At 62.8% G+C, this 16,441-nt stretch carries 19 protein-coding genes; 1 reads left to right on the forward strand and 18 read right to left on the reverse strand.

Features of this window, described 5'->3' with window-relative positions:
* Window positions 1-13 precede the first annotated feature (13 nt).
* From panC to thpR, 8 genes are all read right to left on the reverse strand, one after another.
* Complete coding sequence (gene panC, locus SIK97_RS02595; protein WP_032748013.1) at window positions 14-868, reverse strand: pantoate--beta-alanine ligase; 855 nt, start codon at window positions 866-868, stop codon at window positions 14-16.
* 11 nt (window positions 869-879) lie between these two features.
* Window positions 880-1,671 carry a 3-methyl-2-oxobutanoate hydroxymethyltransferase gene (gene panB, locus SIK97_RS02600; protein ID WP_049083156.1) on the reverse strand — a complete coding sequence of 264 codons (792 nt, stop codon included), beginning with the start codon at window positions 1,669-1,671 and terminating at the stop codon, window positions 880-882.
* A gap of 119 nt (window positions 1,672-1,790) precedes the next feature.
* A complete protein-coding gene (gene folK / locus SIK97_RS02605) occupies window positions 1,791-2,270 on the reverse strand; it encodes a 2-amino-4-hydroxy-6-hydroxymethyldihydropteridine diphosphokinase (protein ID WP_049102364.1) in 480 nt (159 codons plus the stop codon).
* A complete protein-coding gene (gene pcnB, locus SIK97_RS02610; RefSeq protein ID WP_071957359.1) occupies window positions 2,267-3,664 on the reverse strand; it encodes a polynucleotide adenylyltransferase PcnB in 1,398 nt (465 codons plus the stop codon). Before pcnB ends, folK begins: the two co-directional genes overlap by 4 nt.
* 51 nt (window positions 3,665-3,715) lie before the next feature.
* Window positions 3,716-4,597, reverse strand: coding sequence for a tRNA glutamyl-Q(34) synthetase GluQRS (gene gluQRS / locus SIK97_RS02615; RefSeq protein ID WP_014837424.1), 882 nt, complete (start codon window positions 4,595-4,597; stop codon window positions 3,716-3,718).
* A 60-nt stretch (window positions 4,598-4,657) separates the two neighbouring features.
* On the reverse strand, window positions 4,658-5,113 hold the full coding sequence (dksA, locus tag SIK97_RS02620) for an RNA polymerase-binding protein DksA (RefSeq protein ID WP_004098689.1): 456 nt from the start codon (window positions 5,111-5,113) through the stop codon (window positions 4,658-4,660).
* 164 nt (window positions 5,114-5,277) lie between these two features.
* Window positions 5,278-5,994, reverse strand: a complete 717-nt coding sequence (gene sfsA / locus SIK97_RS02625; protein ID WP_004098690.1) for a DNA/RNA nuclease SfsA — start codon at window positions 5,992-5,994, stop codon at window positions 5,278-5,280.
* A complete protein-coding gene (thpR, locus tag SIK97_RS02630; protein WP_014837425.1) occupies window positions 5,994-6,530 on the reverse strand; it encodes an RNA 2',3'-cyclic phosphodiesterase in 537 nt (178 codons plus the stop codon). The genes sfsA and thpR overlap by 1 nt, the downstream gene beginning before the upstream one ends.
* A 72-nt stretch (window positions 6,531-6,602) precedes the next feature.
* Between thpR and hrpB the strand changes: the two genes are divergently transcribed.
* Window positions 6,603-9,032 carry an ATP-dependent helicase HrpB gene (gene hrpB / locus SIK97_RS02635; protein ID WP_057173056.1) on the forward strand — a complete coding sequence of 810 codons (2,430 nt, stop codon included), beginning with the start codon at window positions 6,603-6,605 and terminating at the stop codon, window positions 9,030-9,032.
* An 86-nt stretch (window positions 9,033-9,118) separates the two neighbouring features.
* On the opposite strand, the gene SIK97_RS02640 is transcribed toward hrpB, so the two are convergent.
* Genes SIK97_RS02640 through gspF form a run of 10 tightly spaced genes read right to left on the reverse strand, consistent with a single transcriptional unit; the run spans window position 9,119 to window position 16,441 of the window.
* Window positions 9,119-9,916 carry a prepilin peptidase gene (locus SIK97_RS02640; RefSeq protein WP_057173055.1) on the reverse strand — a complete coding sequence of 266 codons (798 nt, stop codon included), beginning with the start codon at window positions 9,914-9,916 and terminating at the stop codon, window positions 9,119-9,121.
* Between the two features lie 2 nt (window positions 9,917-9,918).
* Window positions 9,919-10,677, reverse strand: coding sequence for a type II secretion system protein N (locus tag SIK97_RS02645; protein ID WP_057173054.1), 759 nt, complete (start codon window positions 10,675-10,677; stop codon window positions 9,919-9,921).
* Window positions 10,667-11,170, reverse strand: a complete 504-nt coding sequence (gspM, locus tag SIK97_RS02650; protein WP_057173053.1) for a type II secretion system protein GspM — start codon at window positions 11,168-11,170, stop codon at window positions 10,667-10,669. The genes SIK97_RS02645 and gspM overlap by 11 nt, the downstream gene beginning before the upstream one ends.
* Window positions 11,163-12,356 (reverse strand): type II secretion system protein GspL, encoded by a 1,194-nt coding sequence (gene gspL, locus SIK97_RS02655; protein WP_057173052.1) that lies wholly within the window; start codon window positions 12,354-12,356, stop codon window positions 11,163-11,165. The genes gspM and gspL overlap by 8 nt, the downstream gene beginning before the upstream one ends.
* Window positions 12,349-13,329 carry a type II secretion system minor pseudopilin GspK gene (gene gspK, locus SIK97_RS02660; protein ID WP_025107364.1) on the reverse strand — a complete coding sequence of 327 codons (981 nt, stop codon included), beginning with the start codon at window positions 13,327-13,329 and terminating at the stop codon, window positions 12,349-12,351. Before gspK ends, gspL begins: the two co-directional genes overlap by 8 nt.
* Complete coding sequence (gene gspJ / locus SIK97_RS02665; RefSeq protein WP_047724421.1) at window positions 13,326-13,922, reverse strand: type II secretion system minor pseudopilin GspJ; 597 nt, start codon at window positions 13,920-13,922, stop codon at window positions 13,326-13,328. The genes gspK and gspJ overlap by 4 nt, the downstream gene beginning before the upstream one ends.
* The gene (gene gspI / locus SIK97_RS02670; protein WP_009654631.1) at window positions 13,919-14,284 is read right to left on the reverse strand and encodes a type II secretion system minor pseudopilin GspI; all 366 of its coding nucleotides are present in this window, start codon (window positions 14,282-14,284) and stop codon (window positions 13,919-13,921) included. The genes gspJ and gspI overlap by 4 nt, the downstream gene beginning before the upstream one ends.
* The gene (gene gspH, locus SIK97_RS02675) at window positions 14,281-14,793 is read right to left on the reverse strand and encodes a type II secretion system minor pseudopilin GspH (protein ID WP_057173051.1); all 513 of its coding nucleotides are present in this window, start codon (window positions 14,791-14,793) and stop codon (window positions 14,281-14,283) included. The genes gspI and gspH overlap by 4 nt, the downstream gene beginning before the upstream one ends.
* Window positions 14,793-15,215, reverse strand: coding sequence for a type II secretion system major pseudopilin GspG (gene gspG / locus SIK97_RS02680; RefSeq protein ID WP_004098709.1), 423 nt, complete (start codon window positions 15,213-15,215; stop codon window positions 14,793-14,795). The genes gspH and gspG overlap by 1 nt, the downstream gene beginning before the upstream one ends.
* Window positions 15,216-15,235: 20 nt before the next feature.
* On the reverse strand, window positions 15,236-16,441 hold the full coding sequence (gene gspF, locus SIK97_RS02685; RefSeq protein WP_057173050.1) for a type II secretion system inner membrane protein GspF: 1,206 nt from the start codon (window positions 16,439-16,441) through the stop codon (window positions 15,236-15,238).

Consider the following 16,441-nt stretch of genomic DNA (forward strand, 5'->3'; position numbering starts at 1 on the left):
TTTTAACCCGTGTCTACCGAACGAGCGCCACTATCTGGTTGTCGATCAAACGCGCTTCGCCGAGCCATGCCGCCATCAGGATCACCGCGCGCTGGCTGTTTTCCGTCAGGTCGAGCAGCGTGTCGGCATCGCGGATCTGGATATCATCGGCGCGGAAGCCTTTTTCGTTCAGCTCCTGCGCGGCAATCGCGATAATCTCGTCAAGATTGCGCTCGCCGGCCGCCAGCTTCTCCGCCGCGCCATTCATCACCTTATACAGCCCCGGCGCAACTTTGCGCTGGTCTGCGCTGAGATAGCCGTTGCGCGAACTGAGCGCCAGCCCATCTTTCGCGCGCATAATCGGCACGCCGATAATCTCGATGTCGTAGCCCATATCGGCCACCATTTTGCGGATCAGCGCCAGCTGCTGGAAGTCTTTTTCGCCGAAGCAGGCGACGTCCGGCTGGATCAGGTTGAACAGCTTGCTGACGATAGTGGAAACGCCGCGGAAGTGGCCTGGACGACTGGCGCCCTCGAGCATCGTCGACAGCCCCGGAACATCCACGTAAGTCTGATTTTCGATGCCGTGCGGATAGATTTCCGCCGCGGCAGGGGCAAAGACAAAATCGACCTTACGCTTGTTCAGCTTTTCGCAATCGTCCTGCAGGGTACGCGGGTAGCGCGCCAGATCCTCGGCGCGGTCGAACTGCATGGGGTTGACGAAGATACTGGCCACCACCACATCCGCGCTGGCTTTGGCGGTATCAACCAGCTTCATATGACCATCGTGCAGGTTGCCCATGGTGGGAACCAGCGCAATGCGCTTGCCTTCCTGGCGTAAACGACGGATATGCTGGCGCAGCAGCGGCAGGGTTTCAATAATCAGCACAACAACACTCCTTAATGGAAACTGTGTTCTTCGCCCGGATAGACGCCGGACTCCACTTCGGCAACATATTGCCGTACCGCGGCGCGCATGTCGCCCGCTGTGCTCAGGAAATTTTTGGCAAATTTGGGAATATGGCCGCCGGTAATGCCGAATGCGTCATGCATGACGAGGATTTGCCCGTCGGTGACGTTGCCCGCGCCGATGCCGATCACCGGGATGGTTAACGCCTCGGTGATGCGTTTCGCCAGCTCGACCGGTACGCACTCCAGCACCAGCAGCTGTGCGCCCGCCGCTTCTAGCGCCAGCGCGTCATCCAGCAGAACTTGCCCGGCATCGCCGCGGCCCTGAATTTTATAGCCGCCGAAGACGTTCACCGACTGGGGCGTCAGACCGAGGTGCCCGCACACCGGCACCGCGCGCTCGGCGAGCATTTTCACCGTATCCGCCAGCCATGCGCCGCCCTCGATTTTGACCATATTGGCTCCCGCACGCATCACGATGGCGGCGTTCTCGAAGGTCTGTTCCGGCGTGGCGTAAGCCATAAACGGCAGATCGGCGAGCAGCAGACAGTTGGGCGCTCCGCGGCGCACCGCGCGCGTGTGATAGGCAATGTCTTCTACGGTCACCGGCAGGGTGGAGTCGTGGCCCTGCACCGTCATGCCCAGCGAATCGCCGACCAGCATCACGTTGATACCCTCATCGGCAAACAGCTTTGCAAAGCTGTAGTCATAGGCGGTGATAGTGGCGAAGCGTTTCTTCTCCTGTTTGCATTTCTGCAGCAGGGCGATAGTGGTCGGTTTCATAACGTTTCCTGATGATGAAAGTCATTTTAACCGGCATTCTAGCAGCCGCATTCAGGGGGGCAATGGTTTTAGGCAACCGATTACCACGATCGCCGTAATTGCTAAAAAATGAAGGGGTATTACCAGCTCGCGGGTTTTTCCGCGCCGAGATTGGCCAGCACGTCGCGCAATGCCAAACCGTCGGGGAAACATAGCTCAGGCGCAATTTCAAACAGCGGCCACAGCATAAAGCCGCGGTTTTGCATATCGTAGTGCGGCACGGTCAGCCGCGGGGTGTTAATCACCTCATTGCCGAACAGCATGATGTCGAGGTCCAGCGTGCGCGGTCCCCAGCGTTCAGCTTTACGCGTGCGGCCCTGCTGCAGCTCAATGCGCTGAGTGTAGTCGAGCAGCGCCTCTGGGGCGAGAGACGTCTCCAGCGCCACGGCGGCGTTGAGGTAGTCAGGCTGATCCTGCGGCCCCAGCGGCGGCGTACGGTAGAAAGAGGAAACGCTTATCACCCGACTGTCAGGAATCTCCGCCAGCGCGTTAACGGCAGCGTTAACCTGCTCCAGCGGCGAGGCCAGATTGCTGCCGATAGCGATATAAGCGAGCGTCATGCGCTGCCTTCGCGGCGCGGCGCGCGTTTACGCGGACGACGGTGGCGGCGGCGCGGAGCCGGATCGTCGCCTAAATCATCCAGCATATCTTTCTGAGCCGGCGGCGCGGCGACCTGGAACTCGCCCCACCATTTGGTCAGACGCTGCAGTTCGCTGCTGTTTTCGGCGCCGGCGCGCAGCTCCAGCAGATCGTAGGCGGCGCGGAATTTGGGATGCTCCATCAGCTTCCACGCGCGTTTGCCCTGACGGCGGGACATCCGCAGCTGAAGCTGCCAGATATCGCGCACCAGAGTGGTGATGCGTTTCGGGATCGCCAGCGTGCGGCAGGCTTCGTCCAGCACGTCGTTCATTGCCAGCGCGAAGGCGTCGTAGTAGGCCAGCCCGCTTTCCTGGGCGATTTTCTGCGCGGTTTCCAGCAGCGGATACCAGAACATTACCGCGAACAGGAACGCCGGATTAACGCGCATATCGTTGCGAATGCGGTTATCGGTATTCTTCAGCACCTGGCTGATGATGCGCTCCATCGGACTATCGCCGCGCTCGGTGAAGTAGCGGGTAATGGTCGGGAACAGCGGCTGGAACAGATTATATTCGCGCAGCAGAATATAGGTTTGATAGCCGTCGCCGGCCTGCAGCAGTTTTAACACCTCTTCAAACAGGCGCGCCGGCGGCACATCGTGCAGCAGCGTCGCCAGGCGTGGGATCGGCTCGGCGGTCTCTTCGCTGATGCTCATACTGAGCTTCGCCGCAAAACGCACCGCGCGCAGCATGCGCACCGGATCTTCGCGATAGCGGGTTTCCGGATCGCCGATCAGCCGGATGACGCCATCCTGCAGATCTTTCATGCCGCCGACGTAGTCGCGGACGGTGAAATCCGCCACGCTGTAATAGAGGCTGTTGATGGTAAAGTCGCGACGCTGGGCGTCTTCTTCAATCGAACCGAAGATGTTGTCGCGCAGCAGCATGCCGTTCTGGCCGCGCTGGGAGGTGACGCGATCGGTGGTGTGGCCTTCATGGTGGCCGCGGAAGGTCGCGACTTCGATAATTTCCGGCCCGAACATCACGTGCGCCAGGCGGAAGCGACGGCCGACCAGACGGCAGTTGCGGAACAGCTTACGCACCTGCTCCGGCGTGGCGTTGGTGGTGACGTCAAAATCTTTGGGTTTTTTGCCCAGCAGCAGATCGCGTACGCCGCCGCCGACCAGCCACGATTCGTAGCCCGCCTTATTGAGTCTGTACATGACCTTGAGGGCATTTTCACTGATATCTTTGCGGGAAATTGCATGCTGCTCGCGCGGGATAACCGTCATATGTAGTTGTTCGACGGCGGCTTCTGCCTCGCGCTCTTCACGGCTTAGCACCTTACGGCAAAAATTAGCGACTCGGGTAAAAATGGTACACCTCGTAGTGTCAGACGGACTTCAGGACAAAAAAATAGCGGCTAATCATAGCTCAGCAGAACGCATTTGAGAATGCTGGATTTGCTCCGGCCGCCAGTTCGCTACCGCGTATTTGAGTAAATCCTCAATGCTCAGCGTCTGCCATTCCTGAATGACATCCTGATTAAGAAACGTTAGCGCCCGCACAATTTCCGGGCGCGGATCGCCTGTAGATAACGCCGGAGCGTGGTTTTGCTTCGACAGTTTATTGCCCTGCGCGTTGAGGGCCAGCGGCAAATGGATATAGTCCGGCGCCTGCCAGCCAAAATGCTGATAGAGCGAAATTTGCCGCACCGTCGGCTCGATAAGATCGGCGCCGCGGACGATTTCGCTGACGCCCTGAAAATGATCGTCCACCACCACCGCCAGATTATAGGCGAACAGCCCATCGCGACGGTGGATAATAAAATCTTCACGCGCCAGAGGCTCGTCGGCGACGATCGTACCGCGCAACTGGTCATAAAATTCAAGGACCGGACGCGTTTGCCGCAGGCGCAGAGCGGCGTTTTCTGCGCCGAGGCGTAAATCCCGGCAGTGGCCGTCGTAAAGGCCGCCAATAGCGTGGATACGCGCGCGGGTGCAGGTGCAGTAGTAGCAGAGGCCCTGCTCGCGTAGCCAGGCCAGGCGCTCACGATAGGCTTCGTGGCGTTTTGACTGCCAGAGTACCTCTCCGTCCCAGTGCAGGCCGAAGTGCTCTAACTGACGAAGAATAGTCTCGGCGGCGCCGGGGACTTCACGCGGCGGATCGATATCTTCAATGCGCACGCGCCAGATACCGTTCTGTGCCCGAGCCTGCAGATAGCTGCCAAGCGCGGCAATCAATGAGCCGAAGTGGAGTTCGCCGGAAGGTGAGGGGGCAAAGCGCCCGATGTAGTGGGAATCTGTCATCGTATGACTAAAGCATCAGGGCGGGAGAAAGCTCCCGCCAGAGATGCGTCAGCGAAGTGATTAGCCTGCCATCTGTTTTTCGCGAATTTCCGCCAGCGTTTTGCAATCAATGCACAGGTCGGCGGTCGGACGCGCTTCCAGACGACGGATACCAATCTCAACGCCACAGGATTCACAGAAGCCGAAATCTTCGTCTTCGACTTTTTTCAGCGTTTTCTCGATCTTTTTGATCAGTTTACGTTCGCGGTCGCGGTTACGCAGCTCCAGGCTGAACTCTTCTTCCTGAGCGGCACGGTCTACCGGATCCGGGAAGTTAGCAGCTTCATCCTGCATATGCGTTACGGTGCGATCCACTTCATCTCTAAGTTGATTACGCCACGCTTCAAGAATGCGCTTGAAGTGCGCCAGCTGGGCTTCGTTCATATACTCTTCGCCCGGCTTCACTTGGTACGGCTCCACCCCAGCGATGGAGAGAATACTCAGGGACGATGTTTTACGGTTTTGCCCTTCTTGCATGTTGCTTCTCCTTAACACGCACTATCGATCCCCGTGTTGGGGGAAAAATCAGGCCGCTATAAATAGCAGATGCTTTTCCGGATAGCAATTATCTAAACGTTACACTTGACAACCCTGTGAGGAAAAGCGTATTTGCGCTCGCGACCCGAATACTATTTAGCCGTTTATTTACCGGGGGTTAACACCACGGTAATCGGCTTATTCAGAGTCATCATCTCGGTAGAAAGTTCCGCCTTGTAGGCGAGAATTTCCACCCCCTTGTTTTGCGCCTCAATCAATAGCTGTGCGTATCTGGCATCAATATGATGCGCGGGTGAGAAACGGTCTATCGCCGAGTGCAGCACGGCGAACAAAATCACCGCCCGATCGCCCGCTGCCGCCACGCTCATCAGCTCCCGCAGGTGCTTCTGACCGCGTGCGGTAACCGCATCGGGGAAGTAACCGTATTCCTTTTCCGCCAACGTAACCGATTTCACTTCAATATAGCAGTTTTGTTGGTCATCTGCTTGTAACAGAATATCAATGCGGCTGCTTTCATCACCATACTTCACTTCGCTTTTCAGCGTGTTATAGCCCAAAAGCTCGGGAATATTTCCTGCCAGAATCGCCTCTTTTGCCAACGTGTTAGCACGTAGAGTATTAACACAAATTGTCGCGCCCTCTACGGTTTCAGTTAATTCCCACGTGTGGGCATATTTACGCTTAGGATTATCTGAGGTGGAATACCAGACGGTATCGCCCGGCGCGGCGCAGCCGGTCATGGCGCCGGTGTTGGGGCAGTGCAGGGTCAGCTCGCGGCCGTCGGGGGTGACCACGTCGGCGAGAAACCGTTTGTAACGTTTAACCAGGGTGGCGGACTGCAGGGGAGGAGTGAACAGCATCAGCTTTCCTTGTCGAAGGGATAACGTTCCAGCGCCTGATAGCGGGTACGCCCGCGGCTAAAGCTGGATTCGTAGAGCACAAATTCGTTGACCGCAAACGCCCAGCTAAATCCGGGCGGCGGAATCGGCACCGCGTGGCGCGCGTCGCGCAGCAGGGTGATATGCGGATGAAACGGCTGCGGGCTCTGATAGCAGCCGCTGCGGGCGGCCTGGGCGCGCAGCATATTCGCTAATTGCAGCACCCCGCGCGGCGGCTGACGGGTGCCCAGCCACACTACCCGCGAACGCAGCCACTGCCCGGCATCGTCAAGCGTCAGGGTAAAGCCCGGCTGGCGGATCCGTCCGGCCATCGCTGACAGCGCCCGCTGCTTGTCCGCGCTCACCTCGCCAAGAAACGCCAGCGTCAGATGGAGGTTAGCCGCCGCCACCGGTCGACCCGCATCGCCGGGAAAGCTGGCGGCGCGCCAGTGCACGATCTGCTGCTGAACGTCCCCGGGAAGTTCAATGGCGAAAAACAGCCTTTTCGGCTCGGACATGATAGAGACTCGGTAATGAATTACCGGGATGCTACAATGCTTGCCCGCAAATGTTAACCTCCGGAGCGTTTCGTGTCCTCATTGCCGGTTGCCGCCGTCCTCCCTGAACTTCTTTCTGCCCTGCGGCATGCGCCGCAGGTTCTGCTTAATGCGCCAACCGGCGCCGGGAAATCCACCTGGCTGCCGCTGCAAATCCTCGCCGAAGGTAACATCAACGGACGCATAATCCTGCTGGAGCCGCGGCGGCTGGCCGCGCGTAACGTGGCGCAGCGGCTGGCGGAACTGCTGGGAGAGAAGCCCGGCGAGACCGTGGGCTATCGCATGCGCGCGGAGACCTGCATCGGGCCGAACACGCGCCTCGAAGTGGTGACGGAGGGCATTTTAACGCGGATGATCCAGCGCGATCCGGAGCTGAGCGGCGTGGGGCTGGCGATCCTTGATGAATTCCACGAACGCAGCCTGCAGGCGGATCTGGCGCTGGCGCTGCTGCTCGACGTTCAGCAGGGGCTGCGCGACGATCTCAAACTGCTGATTATGTCGGCGACGCTGGACAATGAACGCCTGCAGCGGCTGCTGCCGGAGGCGCCGGTTATCGTTTCCGAAGGGCGCGCGTTTCCGGTTGAGCGGCGTTTTCTGCCGCTGCCGGCCCATCAGCGCTTTGACGAGGCGGTGGCGGTGGCCGCCGCGGAGCTGCTGCGCAGCGAAAATGGCTCAATGCTGCTGTTTCTGCCCGGGGTGGGAGAGATTCAGCGCGTTCAGGAGCGGCTGGCGGAGCGGGTGGCGAGCGATGTGATCCTTTGCCCCCTGTACGGCGCGCTGCCGCTGAGCGAGCAGCGTAAGGCGATACTGCCCGCGCCCGCCGGGATGCGCAAAGTGGTGCTGGCGACCAATATCGCCGAGACCAGTCTGACCATCGAGGGGATTCGGCTGGTGGTGGATAGCGCCCAGGAGCGCGTCGCCCGCTTTGACGCCCGCACCGGGCTCACTCGCCTGGTGACGCAGCGCATCAGCCAGGCCTCAATGACCCAGCGCGCCGGACGCGCCGGGCGTCTGGAACCGGGGATCTGCCTGCATCTGCTGGCTAAAGAGCAGGCCGAGCGCGCGGCGGCGCAGGGCGACCCGGAAATTCTGCAAAGCGATCTGTCGTCGCTGCTGCTGGAGCTGCTGCAGTGGGGATGCCAGGACCCGGCCCAGCTCAGCTGGCTGGATCTGCCGCCTGCGACCAACCTGGCGGCGGCCCGGCGTCTGCTCACCGACCTTTCTGCGCTGGAAGGCGAGCGGCTGTCGGCGCACGGGCGCAAAATGGCGGCGTTGGGCAACGATCCGCGCCTGGCGGCGATGCTGACCGCGGCGGAGGATGCCGATAGCGCCGCCACGGCGGCTAAACTGGCGGCGATCCTTGAAGAGCCGCCGCGCGGCGGCAATAGCGATCTTAGCGCGGCGTTTGCCCGTCAGCAGGGTAACTGGCAGCAGCGGGCGCAGCAGCTGATGAAAAGGCTGGCGGTTCGCGGCGGTCAGCCCGATGCCGACAGCATCGCGGCGCTGCTGGCCTCCGCTTTTGCCGACCGTATCGCCCATCGTCGCGGCCAGGAGGGGCGCTACCAGCTGGCTAACGGGATGGGGGCGATGCTCGACGCCGACGATGCGCTGGGCCGCCACGAATGGTTGATTGCGCCGCTGCTGCTGCAGGGAAGCGCATCGCCGGACGCGCGGATCCTGCTGGCGCTGCCGGTCGATATTCACGCGTTGATTGAGCAGTGTCCGGCCCTGGCCCGGCGTTCCGATATCGTCGAGTGGGATGAGGCGTTAGGAACGCTGAAGGCCTGGCGGCGCACCTGTATCGGACGCCTGGTGATTAAGACCCAGCCGCTGGCGAAGCCGTCGGAGGAGGAGCTGCACCAGGCGATGCTCAACGGGATCCGCGAGAAGGGACTGAGCGTGCTCAGCTGGACACCGGAGGCGGAGCAGCTGCGTCTGCGGCTACACTGCGCGGCGCGGTGGCTGCCGGAGGAGGCGTGGCCGGCCGTTGACGAGGCGTCGCTGCTGGCCTCGCTTGAACAGTGGCTGCTGCCGCAGATGGCGGGCGTCCATTCGCTGCGCGCCCTGAAGGCGCTGGACGTGCGTCAGGCGCTGCAAAACTGGCTGCCGTGGCCGCTGCGCCAGAAGCTGGACAGCGAGCTGCCCACGCACTATACGGTGCCGACCGGTAGCCGCATCGCCATTCGTTATCACGATGAAAACCCGCCGGCGCTGGCGGTGCGGATGCAGGAGATGTTTGGCGAGGCGACCACTCCGACTATCGCCCAGGGGCGCGTGCCGCTGGTGCTGGAGCTGCTTTCGCCGGCGCAGCGCCCGCTGCAGATCACCCGCGATTTAGGCGCCTTCTGGCAGGGGAGCTACCGCGAGGTGCAAAAAGAGATGAAAGGGCGCTATCCCAAGCACGTCTGGCCCGACGATCCGGCCAATACCGCCCCGACCCGGCGCACCAAAAAGTATTCGTAGCCGGAGAGTGGCGTAAACGCCTTATCGGGGCTACCGGACCAGTACCGCCAGTAGCCCTGCTAAGCGCAGCGCGAGCAGGGGATGTTTTATACCTGGCTCCACAAAAAGATGCCGCCGCCCGCCAGCGCCAGCCAGGGGCCGAAGGCCAGAGGTTGTTCGAGTGAACGACGGGTTACCAGGCGCTGCAGCAGCGTCCAGACCAGACCGCTGGCGGAAGCCAGCAGCAGCGTCTGCGGCAGCGGCTGCCAGCCGAGCCACGCGCCGAGCGCTGCCAGCAGCTTGAAATCGCCGTAGCCCAGCGCCTCTTTACCGGTCAGCAGACGGAACACCCAGTACACCGACCACAGCGACAAATACCCGACCATCGCGCCAATGACCGCCTCCGCCAGCGGCGCGAAGGTATCGGAAAGATTGAACAGCAGCCCGGCCCACAGCAGCGGCAGCGTCAGCCTGTCAGGCAGCAGCTGCGTTTGCGCGTCGATGGCGGCGAGGATCAGCAGTACGGACACGAAAATTAGCCCGCCCAGCAGCGGCATGCCCGGAGCCATCAGGTACCCCGCGAGTACAAACAGCGCGCCAGTCGTCAGCTCCATCAGGGGATAGCGACGCGAGATCGGCTGCCCGCAGCAGCGCGCGCGCCCCCTGAGCCATAAAAAGCTCAGCAGCGGGATATTGTCCCGCCAGGCGATAGGCTGACGGCACTGCGGGCAGAACGACGCGGGGAGGCAGAGATTCACCCCCTCTGCGCGTTCCATCATCAGCGGTAAACGATGGATAACGACGTTAAAAAAGCTGCCGAACGCCAGTCCGGACATGAATAAAAAGCCGCCCCAGATTGACGGGTATTGCGCGGCGAACTCGGGTAACAGCGCGATATTTTCCATCTCTATTTTTTCTCCCCGGAGCGCCACTGCCCCTGCCACTGCCACGGCGTACGCCCCTGCTCATCTTTGCGGCCGTTTTGCGCGAGCAGCAGCGTCAGCAGCGCCGGAGCCGTCTGGCGGGTCTGCAGCGTACCGTTAAACGTATAGCGCCCGTTGGGCGTCAGAACGCCCTGTCCTGCGAGACTAAGCTGACGGGAGTCCTGGGTCAGGGCGACAGCCAGCGCGCCCGCCGGGGTACAGCTTAGTTTGCCGTTGACCTGGGCCAGTTCGAGCGACCCGGCGGGGGAGCTGAGCGCCGCATCCCGCCACTGCACGGTGCTGGCGGTCATCTGTCGGCAACCGCCGGCGTTAAAGCGGGCCTCGGGCAGCGTCAGCACAACCTGACCGCGGGCCTCCAGCGGTATGCCGGATGCTAACCGCTGGCCGATCGTCCGGGCCGGCGCCGCGAGTCGCCCCTCGCGCACCACAACGTCGTTCAGACCGTGCAGCCAGGCCCGGCCGCGCAGGCCGGAGGGGTCGTTAAACGCGATATGCCAGCCGGGAAGCCACGACGAAAAGCCAAACTCCCAGCGTAAATGGGCGATGTCAAAACCGAGCCAGCTGGCCTGACGGGCTTCTCCTTGCCACAGGGTGCCCGTGGTTTCGCCGAGCCGCGCGCCGTCCGGTAGAGCCAGAGTGAGCAGCCGCGCCGGCGCGCTAAACAGCAGCCAGAAGAGATAGACCGCCGCCAGCAGCAGGGCGATAGTGAGTTTATTTTTCATCGCTGCGCTCCAGCACCAGCGTATTAATCGTCACCCAACCGGGCTGCTGCGCCACGGCGGTCACCGCCAGGGTGGCGGTCACCGCCAGGGTGGCGGTGGTCATCCCCGCCTGCCCCAGCGCGTCCAGCCATGCCATCAGCGCCTGGAAATCGGCGGGCTGCACGGTAAGGCTCAGGCGGGAGCCCTGCGGCTGCAGGCGAACGATAGCGATACCGTGGCGGCCGGCTTCGCGCATAATCACCGTCGAGGGTTCTTCCGGCGCGGCAGAAGGTTTCCGCTGGTTAAGCTGCTGGAGAAGCGGGGTCTGCTGGCGCATCCACCGCAGGCTGGACTGCTCCCTGGCCAGCGTTTGCCGCCACTGCGCCTCGCGATTTTGCCAGGGCTGCCAGAAGGCGTAATAAATCAGGCCGATAATCAGCATGACGCCCATCCCCAGCAGCAGATGCCGTTCGCGGCGCGTACGCTGTTGCCATAAGGCGAGCAGGTTATCCATCGTTCCCCTCCAGCGTCAGACGCCCTTCAATACCGTCGGCGCGCGGCTTCATCTCGCCGGTCTGCACGCGAAACCCCGCCCGCGCCCGCTGGCTGAACTGCGCCAGGGCCTGCGATGAAACGGCGGATATCTCCAGCTGCAGCGCGTTGCGCGCGGCGTCAAAGCTCAGGGTGCGCAGGCGAATGCCCGGCGTTTCGGCGATGATTTGCTGCAGGGCGCCGAGCCGTGAGATGAGCGCCGGCCGGGCGCTCACGCTTTCCAGACGGCGCAGATGCTGCTGCATTTGCAGGCGTGGATTGACGAGATTTTTTTCCGCTTTGAACCACTGGCGGTAAAAATCACGGCTGGCCTGCACGGCGGCGTCGGCCTGACGCGCCAGGGCGAGATGGTCGTGGAGGCGATTTCCGCTCCACAGCAGCAGTAGCGCCAGGGTTGCGACAATCGGCGTCCGCCAGCGTCGGGGCGTCGGCGGCCGGCGTTTCGCGGCAAAATTGCCCTGGCGTAAGCAGATTTTGCGCGCCTGCGGGTTGCTCGCCGCCAGCGCCAGCAAATCCTGCGCCGGGCGAGGCTGCCACGGCGCGGCGATATCCGGCGGCGGCGAGTAGCAGGCGATGGGCGCGAGGTCAGGCCAGTGAACCAGCAGTTCGCCGAGCCATGGGGTTTCCACCGCCATACCGCTGCACGTCTCGCAGCGAAACAGCCACTGTTCGCCGCAGCGTACGGCGCTCCAGCCGGTCGGGTTCTGCGGCAGGGCAAGGGCATCCGGCGTCAGGGCCAGCACGTTGAGTCCGAGCCCCTCGCACCAGGCCTGCCATGCGCGCATCTTCTCTCGCCCGACCACCGCCACGGCACAGTCGCTTTTATCCCGGTGGATCAGGGCAAAATGGCTCTCTTCGATCTCCGTTGCCAGCTGTTCTTCGAGTAAAAACGCCAGCGTCTGCTGCGCATTTCGGCGCGCGCCGGCGGGCAGGGTAACGCGATGAAACGCGCAGTCGCTGGCGGGCACCAGCACCCAGGCCGGATGACGCTGCGCCAGCAGGCTGAGCGTCGGGTCGTCAGCGTCAGGATGCCACTCGCCAGTCTGCGCCGCGTCGCCCGGCGCGGCCAGCCGCCATATCGCCGTCGCGGCATCGGGATTGAGGCGAATAATCAGCACGGCGGCGGAAAAAGTATGGTGGTTATTCATCGGCTACCCAATAGATTCCGTAGCGCCGCTGGACGACGCTGAAGGTTCGCCCCTGCTTTTGCAGGAGACTGCGTTGCTGATAGCGGGCGCTGCCCATCACCACGCTGAAGGTGGCGATAAAGCGCTCGCTGTGCACCGCCAGCCACGGACGCGCGGCGGCGGTATCGGTTTTTTGTAATAGCGGCTGCGACAGGAAGGCGGCGACGCTGCTCCAGCCGGTGGCCGCGCGGGCCTGCAGCAGCTGCCGGGCTTCGGCGAGGGTGAGTTCAGCGGGGAAGAGCGCCGCCAGCAGCGCGGCCTGAGCGGGCTGCAGGGTATTGACGTTTACCTGCAGCGTCTCGTCCGCCAGGGCGCAGACGTAGGGCAGCAGACGCTGATAGAGCGCGGCGTCCATCCCGGCCAGCAGACGCAGTTCGCTGACGTCCTGCAGCGGCTGATTGCCGGTCAGATAGCCGGGGGATTGCGCCATATAGACTTCGTCTTCCGCGCCGTTCAGCAGCGCCTGGCGATCGCTGTCCACCCAGTCGCGCAGGGCGGCGGTCAGCTGTAAGGCGCGCAGCGGCTCGCTGCCGAGGTTCTCCAGCAGTCGGGTAAAAACCTGCGCGGGATAAGGGATTTCAACGCTTTCGTCGCCGCTGAGCTGGTTAATGGCGTTGAGATTGAAGCAGGCCTGAGCGTCGGTAATCGTGGCGTAGATCTCGCCATCATTGACCGCAAAGCGGCGCCCCTGCTGGGCCCAGTTCTGCGCCAGATGGGTCTGGTTCGGCGAGTCGAGCGCGTCGCGTTGCAGCAGCGCCGCCGCCAGGGTTTCCGCCCCCAGCGCGTACCATTTAGCCTGCAGGTTATCGAGGGTAGTGGCGGTTTGCTGATACATCCGCGCGCTGCGTTCGGTCATGGCGCTCGCCAGCACCATCATCAGAGCGAGGATCAGCAGCACCATAAGCAGGGCGACGCCGCGCTGGCGGGTATTCATTGGCTGCCTCCCGGCGTAAGCAGAAACAGCCGGCGGATCTCGCCGGACTGCTCCAGCGTCAGGGTGACTTCCAGCCCCTGCGGCAGCGTCTGCGTCTGCTGCCATTCATCCTGCCAGCGGCCGCTGGCGTAAAAGCGCAGGCGAAACGCCTGCACGTTGCGCTGCATAACGGTCACCGTGGGCAGACTACCGGGCAGCGGGTCCTGCTGGTCGTAGCTCAGACGCTCCAGCCGATCCCCGCGCAGGCGGTAGCTGACGTTCTGAATTTCCGAGCGCGGCAGGATCCCCAAAGGATTGGGCCAGCCGTTGCGGCTAAAGGCGATCGCCCAGTCGTCGCTGCCGAGCTGAAAACGTCCGGCAAAAAAGAGGCTCGCGCTGTCGCGGCTGCGGCGGGGAATGATTTGGCTAAAGTCCGCCGCCATCTGGCTGAACGTGAGCTGTAACGCCTGCATGCGCCCGCCCTTATCGCGGGTGAGCGTATCGGCGCGCATCACGTTTTGCAGCACCGTGACCGCAGCGACGCTGAGCGCGGCGAGGATAGCCAGCGCCAGCAGCATTTCGACGAGGGTAAATCCGCGAGCGCGCTGGATCATGGCGGCGTCACGTAGGTGCGCAGCGAAGAGACGGGCATTTTATCGCTTTTGGCGCGGCGGACTTCAACGTCCAGCGCCCGCAGCTGCGGCAGGTCGGTCTCCACCCCCTGCCAGCGAATGTGCCAGCTGACGCCCGCCGCCTGCACCGTGGTTTCCGACCAGCTCAGCGCGGGCCAGCGATTTTCCAGCCGGAGCTGCACCAGCTGATTATCCGCCAGCCAGCCGGCCAGGGTTTTCTCCTCCATACGACCCAGCTGGCGGGTTTGCTGGAGCGTGGCCTGCATCACCGCCAGCCCGGCGAGGGCGAAGACCGCCAGGGCGACCATCACTTCAATCAGCGTCATACCGGCCTGCTTTTTCATGGCGTCTCCCGCGGTTCGGGCAGGCTTTCGCCGCGCGCATTAAACGCGATACCCGGTCCCTCGCCGACGGTCAGCCGGAACGGCGTCATCTCACCGCCGGGAAAGATCAGCACATCGGGATTGTCGCCCGGCGTCCAGGCCTCGCCCTGCGGAAAAGTGAGATGCAGCGTGTTCCCGGCGACGCTGCCCGAGGTGGCGACGCGTCCGGCGCGCAGGGGGAGCCAGCGATAGCCGTTCCAGTCGTCGCCGGCCGGGGGCGGGTCGTTGCTTTCGCGGGGCTGTAAGACCAGAAACTGCCAGCGATCGGGATGCACCGAGGCGCCAAAAAACTGGCCGGTTTGCAGCCCTCGCTGCTGGACAAAGCGCAGCTGCGCCTCAAAGCGCGCCAGCGCCTGCGCCGCGCTATCGTCGCGCGAGGCGGGGAAGGCCAGCATCACCATGCCCGCGCTGACGCCGATCAGCAGCAAAATGAGCATCATCTCCAGCAACGTAAAGCCGCGCTGTCGCACTATTTCTTCCCGATTGTCCAGTTGCCGATATCGTCATTGCTCTCCGGTACGCCGTCCGGCCCGAGGCTGAAAATATCCACCTGTCCGTGCTGGCCGGGGCTCAGCAGCTGGTAATCGCTGCCCCAGGGATCCTGCGGCAGACGGCGAATATAGCCGCCTTCAGGATAGTTGCGCGCGTGCGGCTCGGCCGATGGCGCGCTGACCAGCGCCTGCAGCCCCTGCTCGGTGGTGGGATAGCGGCTGTTATCCAGTTTGTACATGTCCAGCGCCCCCTCGAGCGCCACAAGATCGCTGACCACTTTTTGCCGGTCGGCCTTTTCCTTGTTGCCCATCAGGTTGGGCACCACGAGGCTGGCGAGCACGCCGAGGATAACAATCACCACCATGATTTCCAGTAAGGTGAATCCGCGCTGTCGTTGCATATTTTTCTCCATTAGAACAATTACATACTCATCAGGGTATTGAGCTGCAGTATCGGTTGCAGGATGGCGAGGACGATAAACAGCACCATGCCGGCCATCGCCACTATCAGCAGAGGTTCAAACAGGCTGAGGGCCAGCTGAATTTGCGCGCTCAGATCCCGGTCCTGGTTATCCGCCGCGCGCTCCAGCATGCCGTTGAGCTCGCCGCTCTGTTCGCCGCTGGCGACCATGTAGCGCATCATCGGCGGGAACAGCTGGGTCATTTCGAGCGCGCGATGCAGGCTGACGCCTTCGCGAACCGCATCGCTGGCGGCTTCCAGCTGGCGCTTCGCCCAGGCGTTGCTTAATACTTCCGCGCTGATGCGCATCGCCAGCAGCAGCGGAACGGCGCTGGCGTTGAGAATGCTCAGGGTGCGGGCGTAGCGGGCGCTGTTAACGCTGCGCGCGACCCGGCCAATCAGCGGCAGGCGCAGCAGCAGCCTGTGCCAGGCCAGCCGCTTTGCCGGCTGCCGCAGCAGGTAGCGCAGCAGCAGAGCGATGAGCATGGCGGCCAGCAGCAGCCACGGACCGGCGGCGCGCAGCACATCGCTCATCGCCATCAGCAGGCGGGTGGAAAACGGCAGCGCCTGCTTAAGGTGGATAAACTGCTCGACAACCTTCGGCACCACCGTCGATAGCAGAATGACGATCACGCTGACCGCCACCAGGGTCAGCACGATGGGGTAAATCATCGCCTGCAGCAGCCGGGCGCGCAGCTGCTGGCGCTGTTCGGTATAGTCCGCCAGCCGGTTCAGCACGCCGTCGAGGTGGCCGGAGGCTTCTCCGGCGGCGACCATCGCGCAGTAGAGCGCGTCGAAGCAGCCCGGGTAGCCGCGCATCGCTTCCGCCAGCGAATGGCCTTCCAGCACTTTGCCGCGCACGCCGGCAATCAGGGTTTTCAGCTGGTTTTTTTCACACTGCTGGGCCACCGCGTCGAGCGCTTTTTCCAGCGGGATGGCGGCGGCGACCAGCGTCGCCAGCTGGCGGGTAACGAGGGCGAGATCGCGGGCGTTGGTGCGGCGAATAAAGCGCAGTTGCCCGCCGCTGCCGGCTGCCGGGGCGATGTCCAGCGCCAGCCAGCCCTTTTCCCGCAGCAGCTGGCGAGCGTGGCGGGCGGAGTCCGCCTGCTGGACGCCGCGCCGGGTTTTACCGTTTTCATCAACGGCCTGATAGCGAAAAAGCGCCAT

The sequence above is a fragment of the Klebsiella sp. JN_Kp126 genome (assembly GCF_033843325.1).
In the GTDB taxonomy this organism is placed as follows: domain Bacteria; phylum Pseudomonadota; class Gammaproteobacteria; order Enterobacterales; family Enterobacteriaceae; genus Klebsiella; species Klebsiella michiganensis.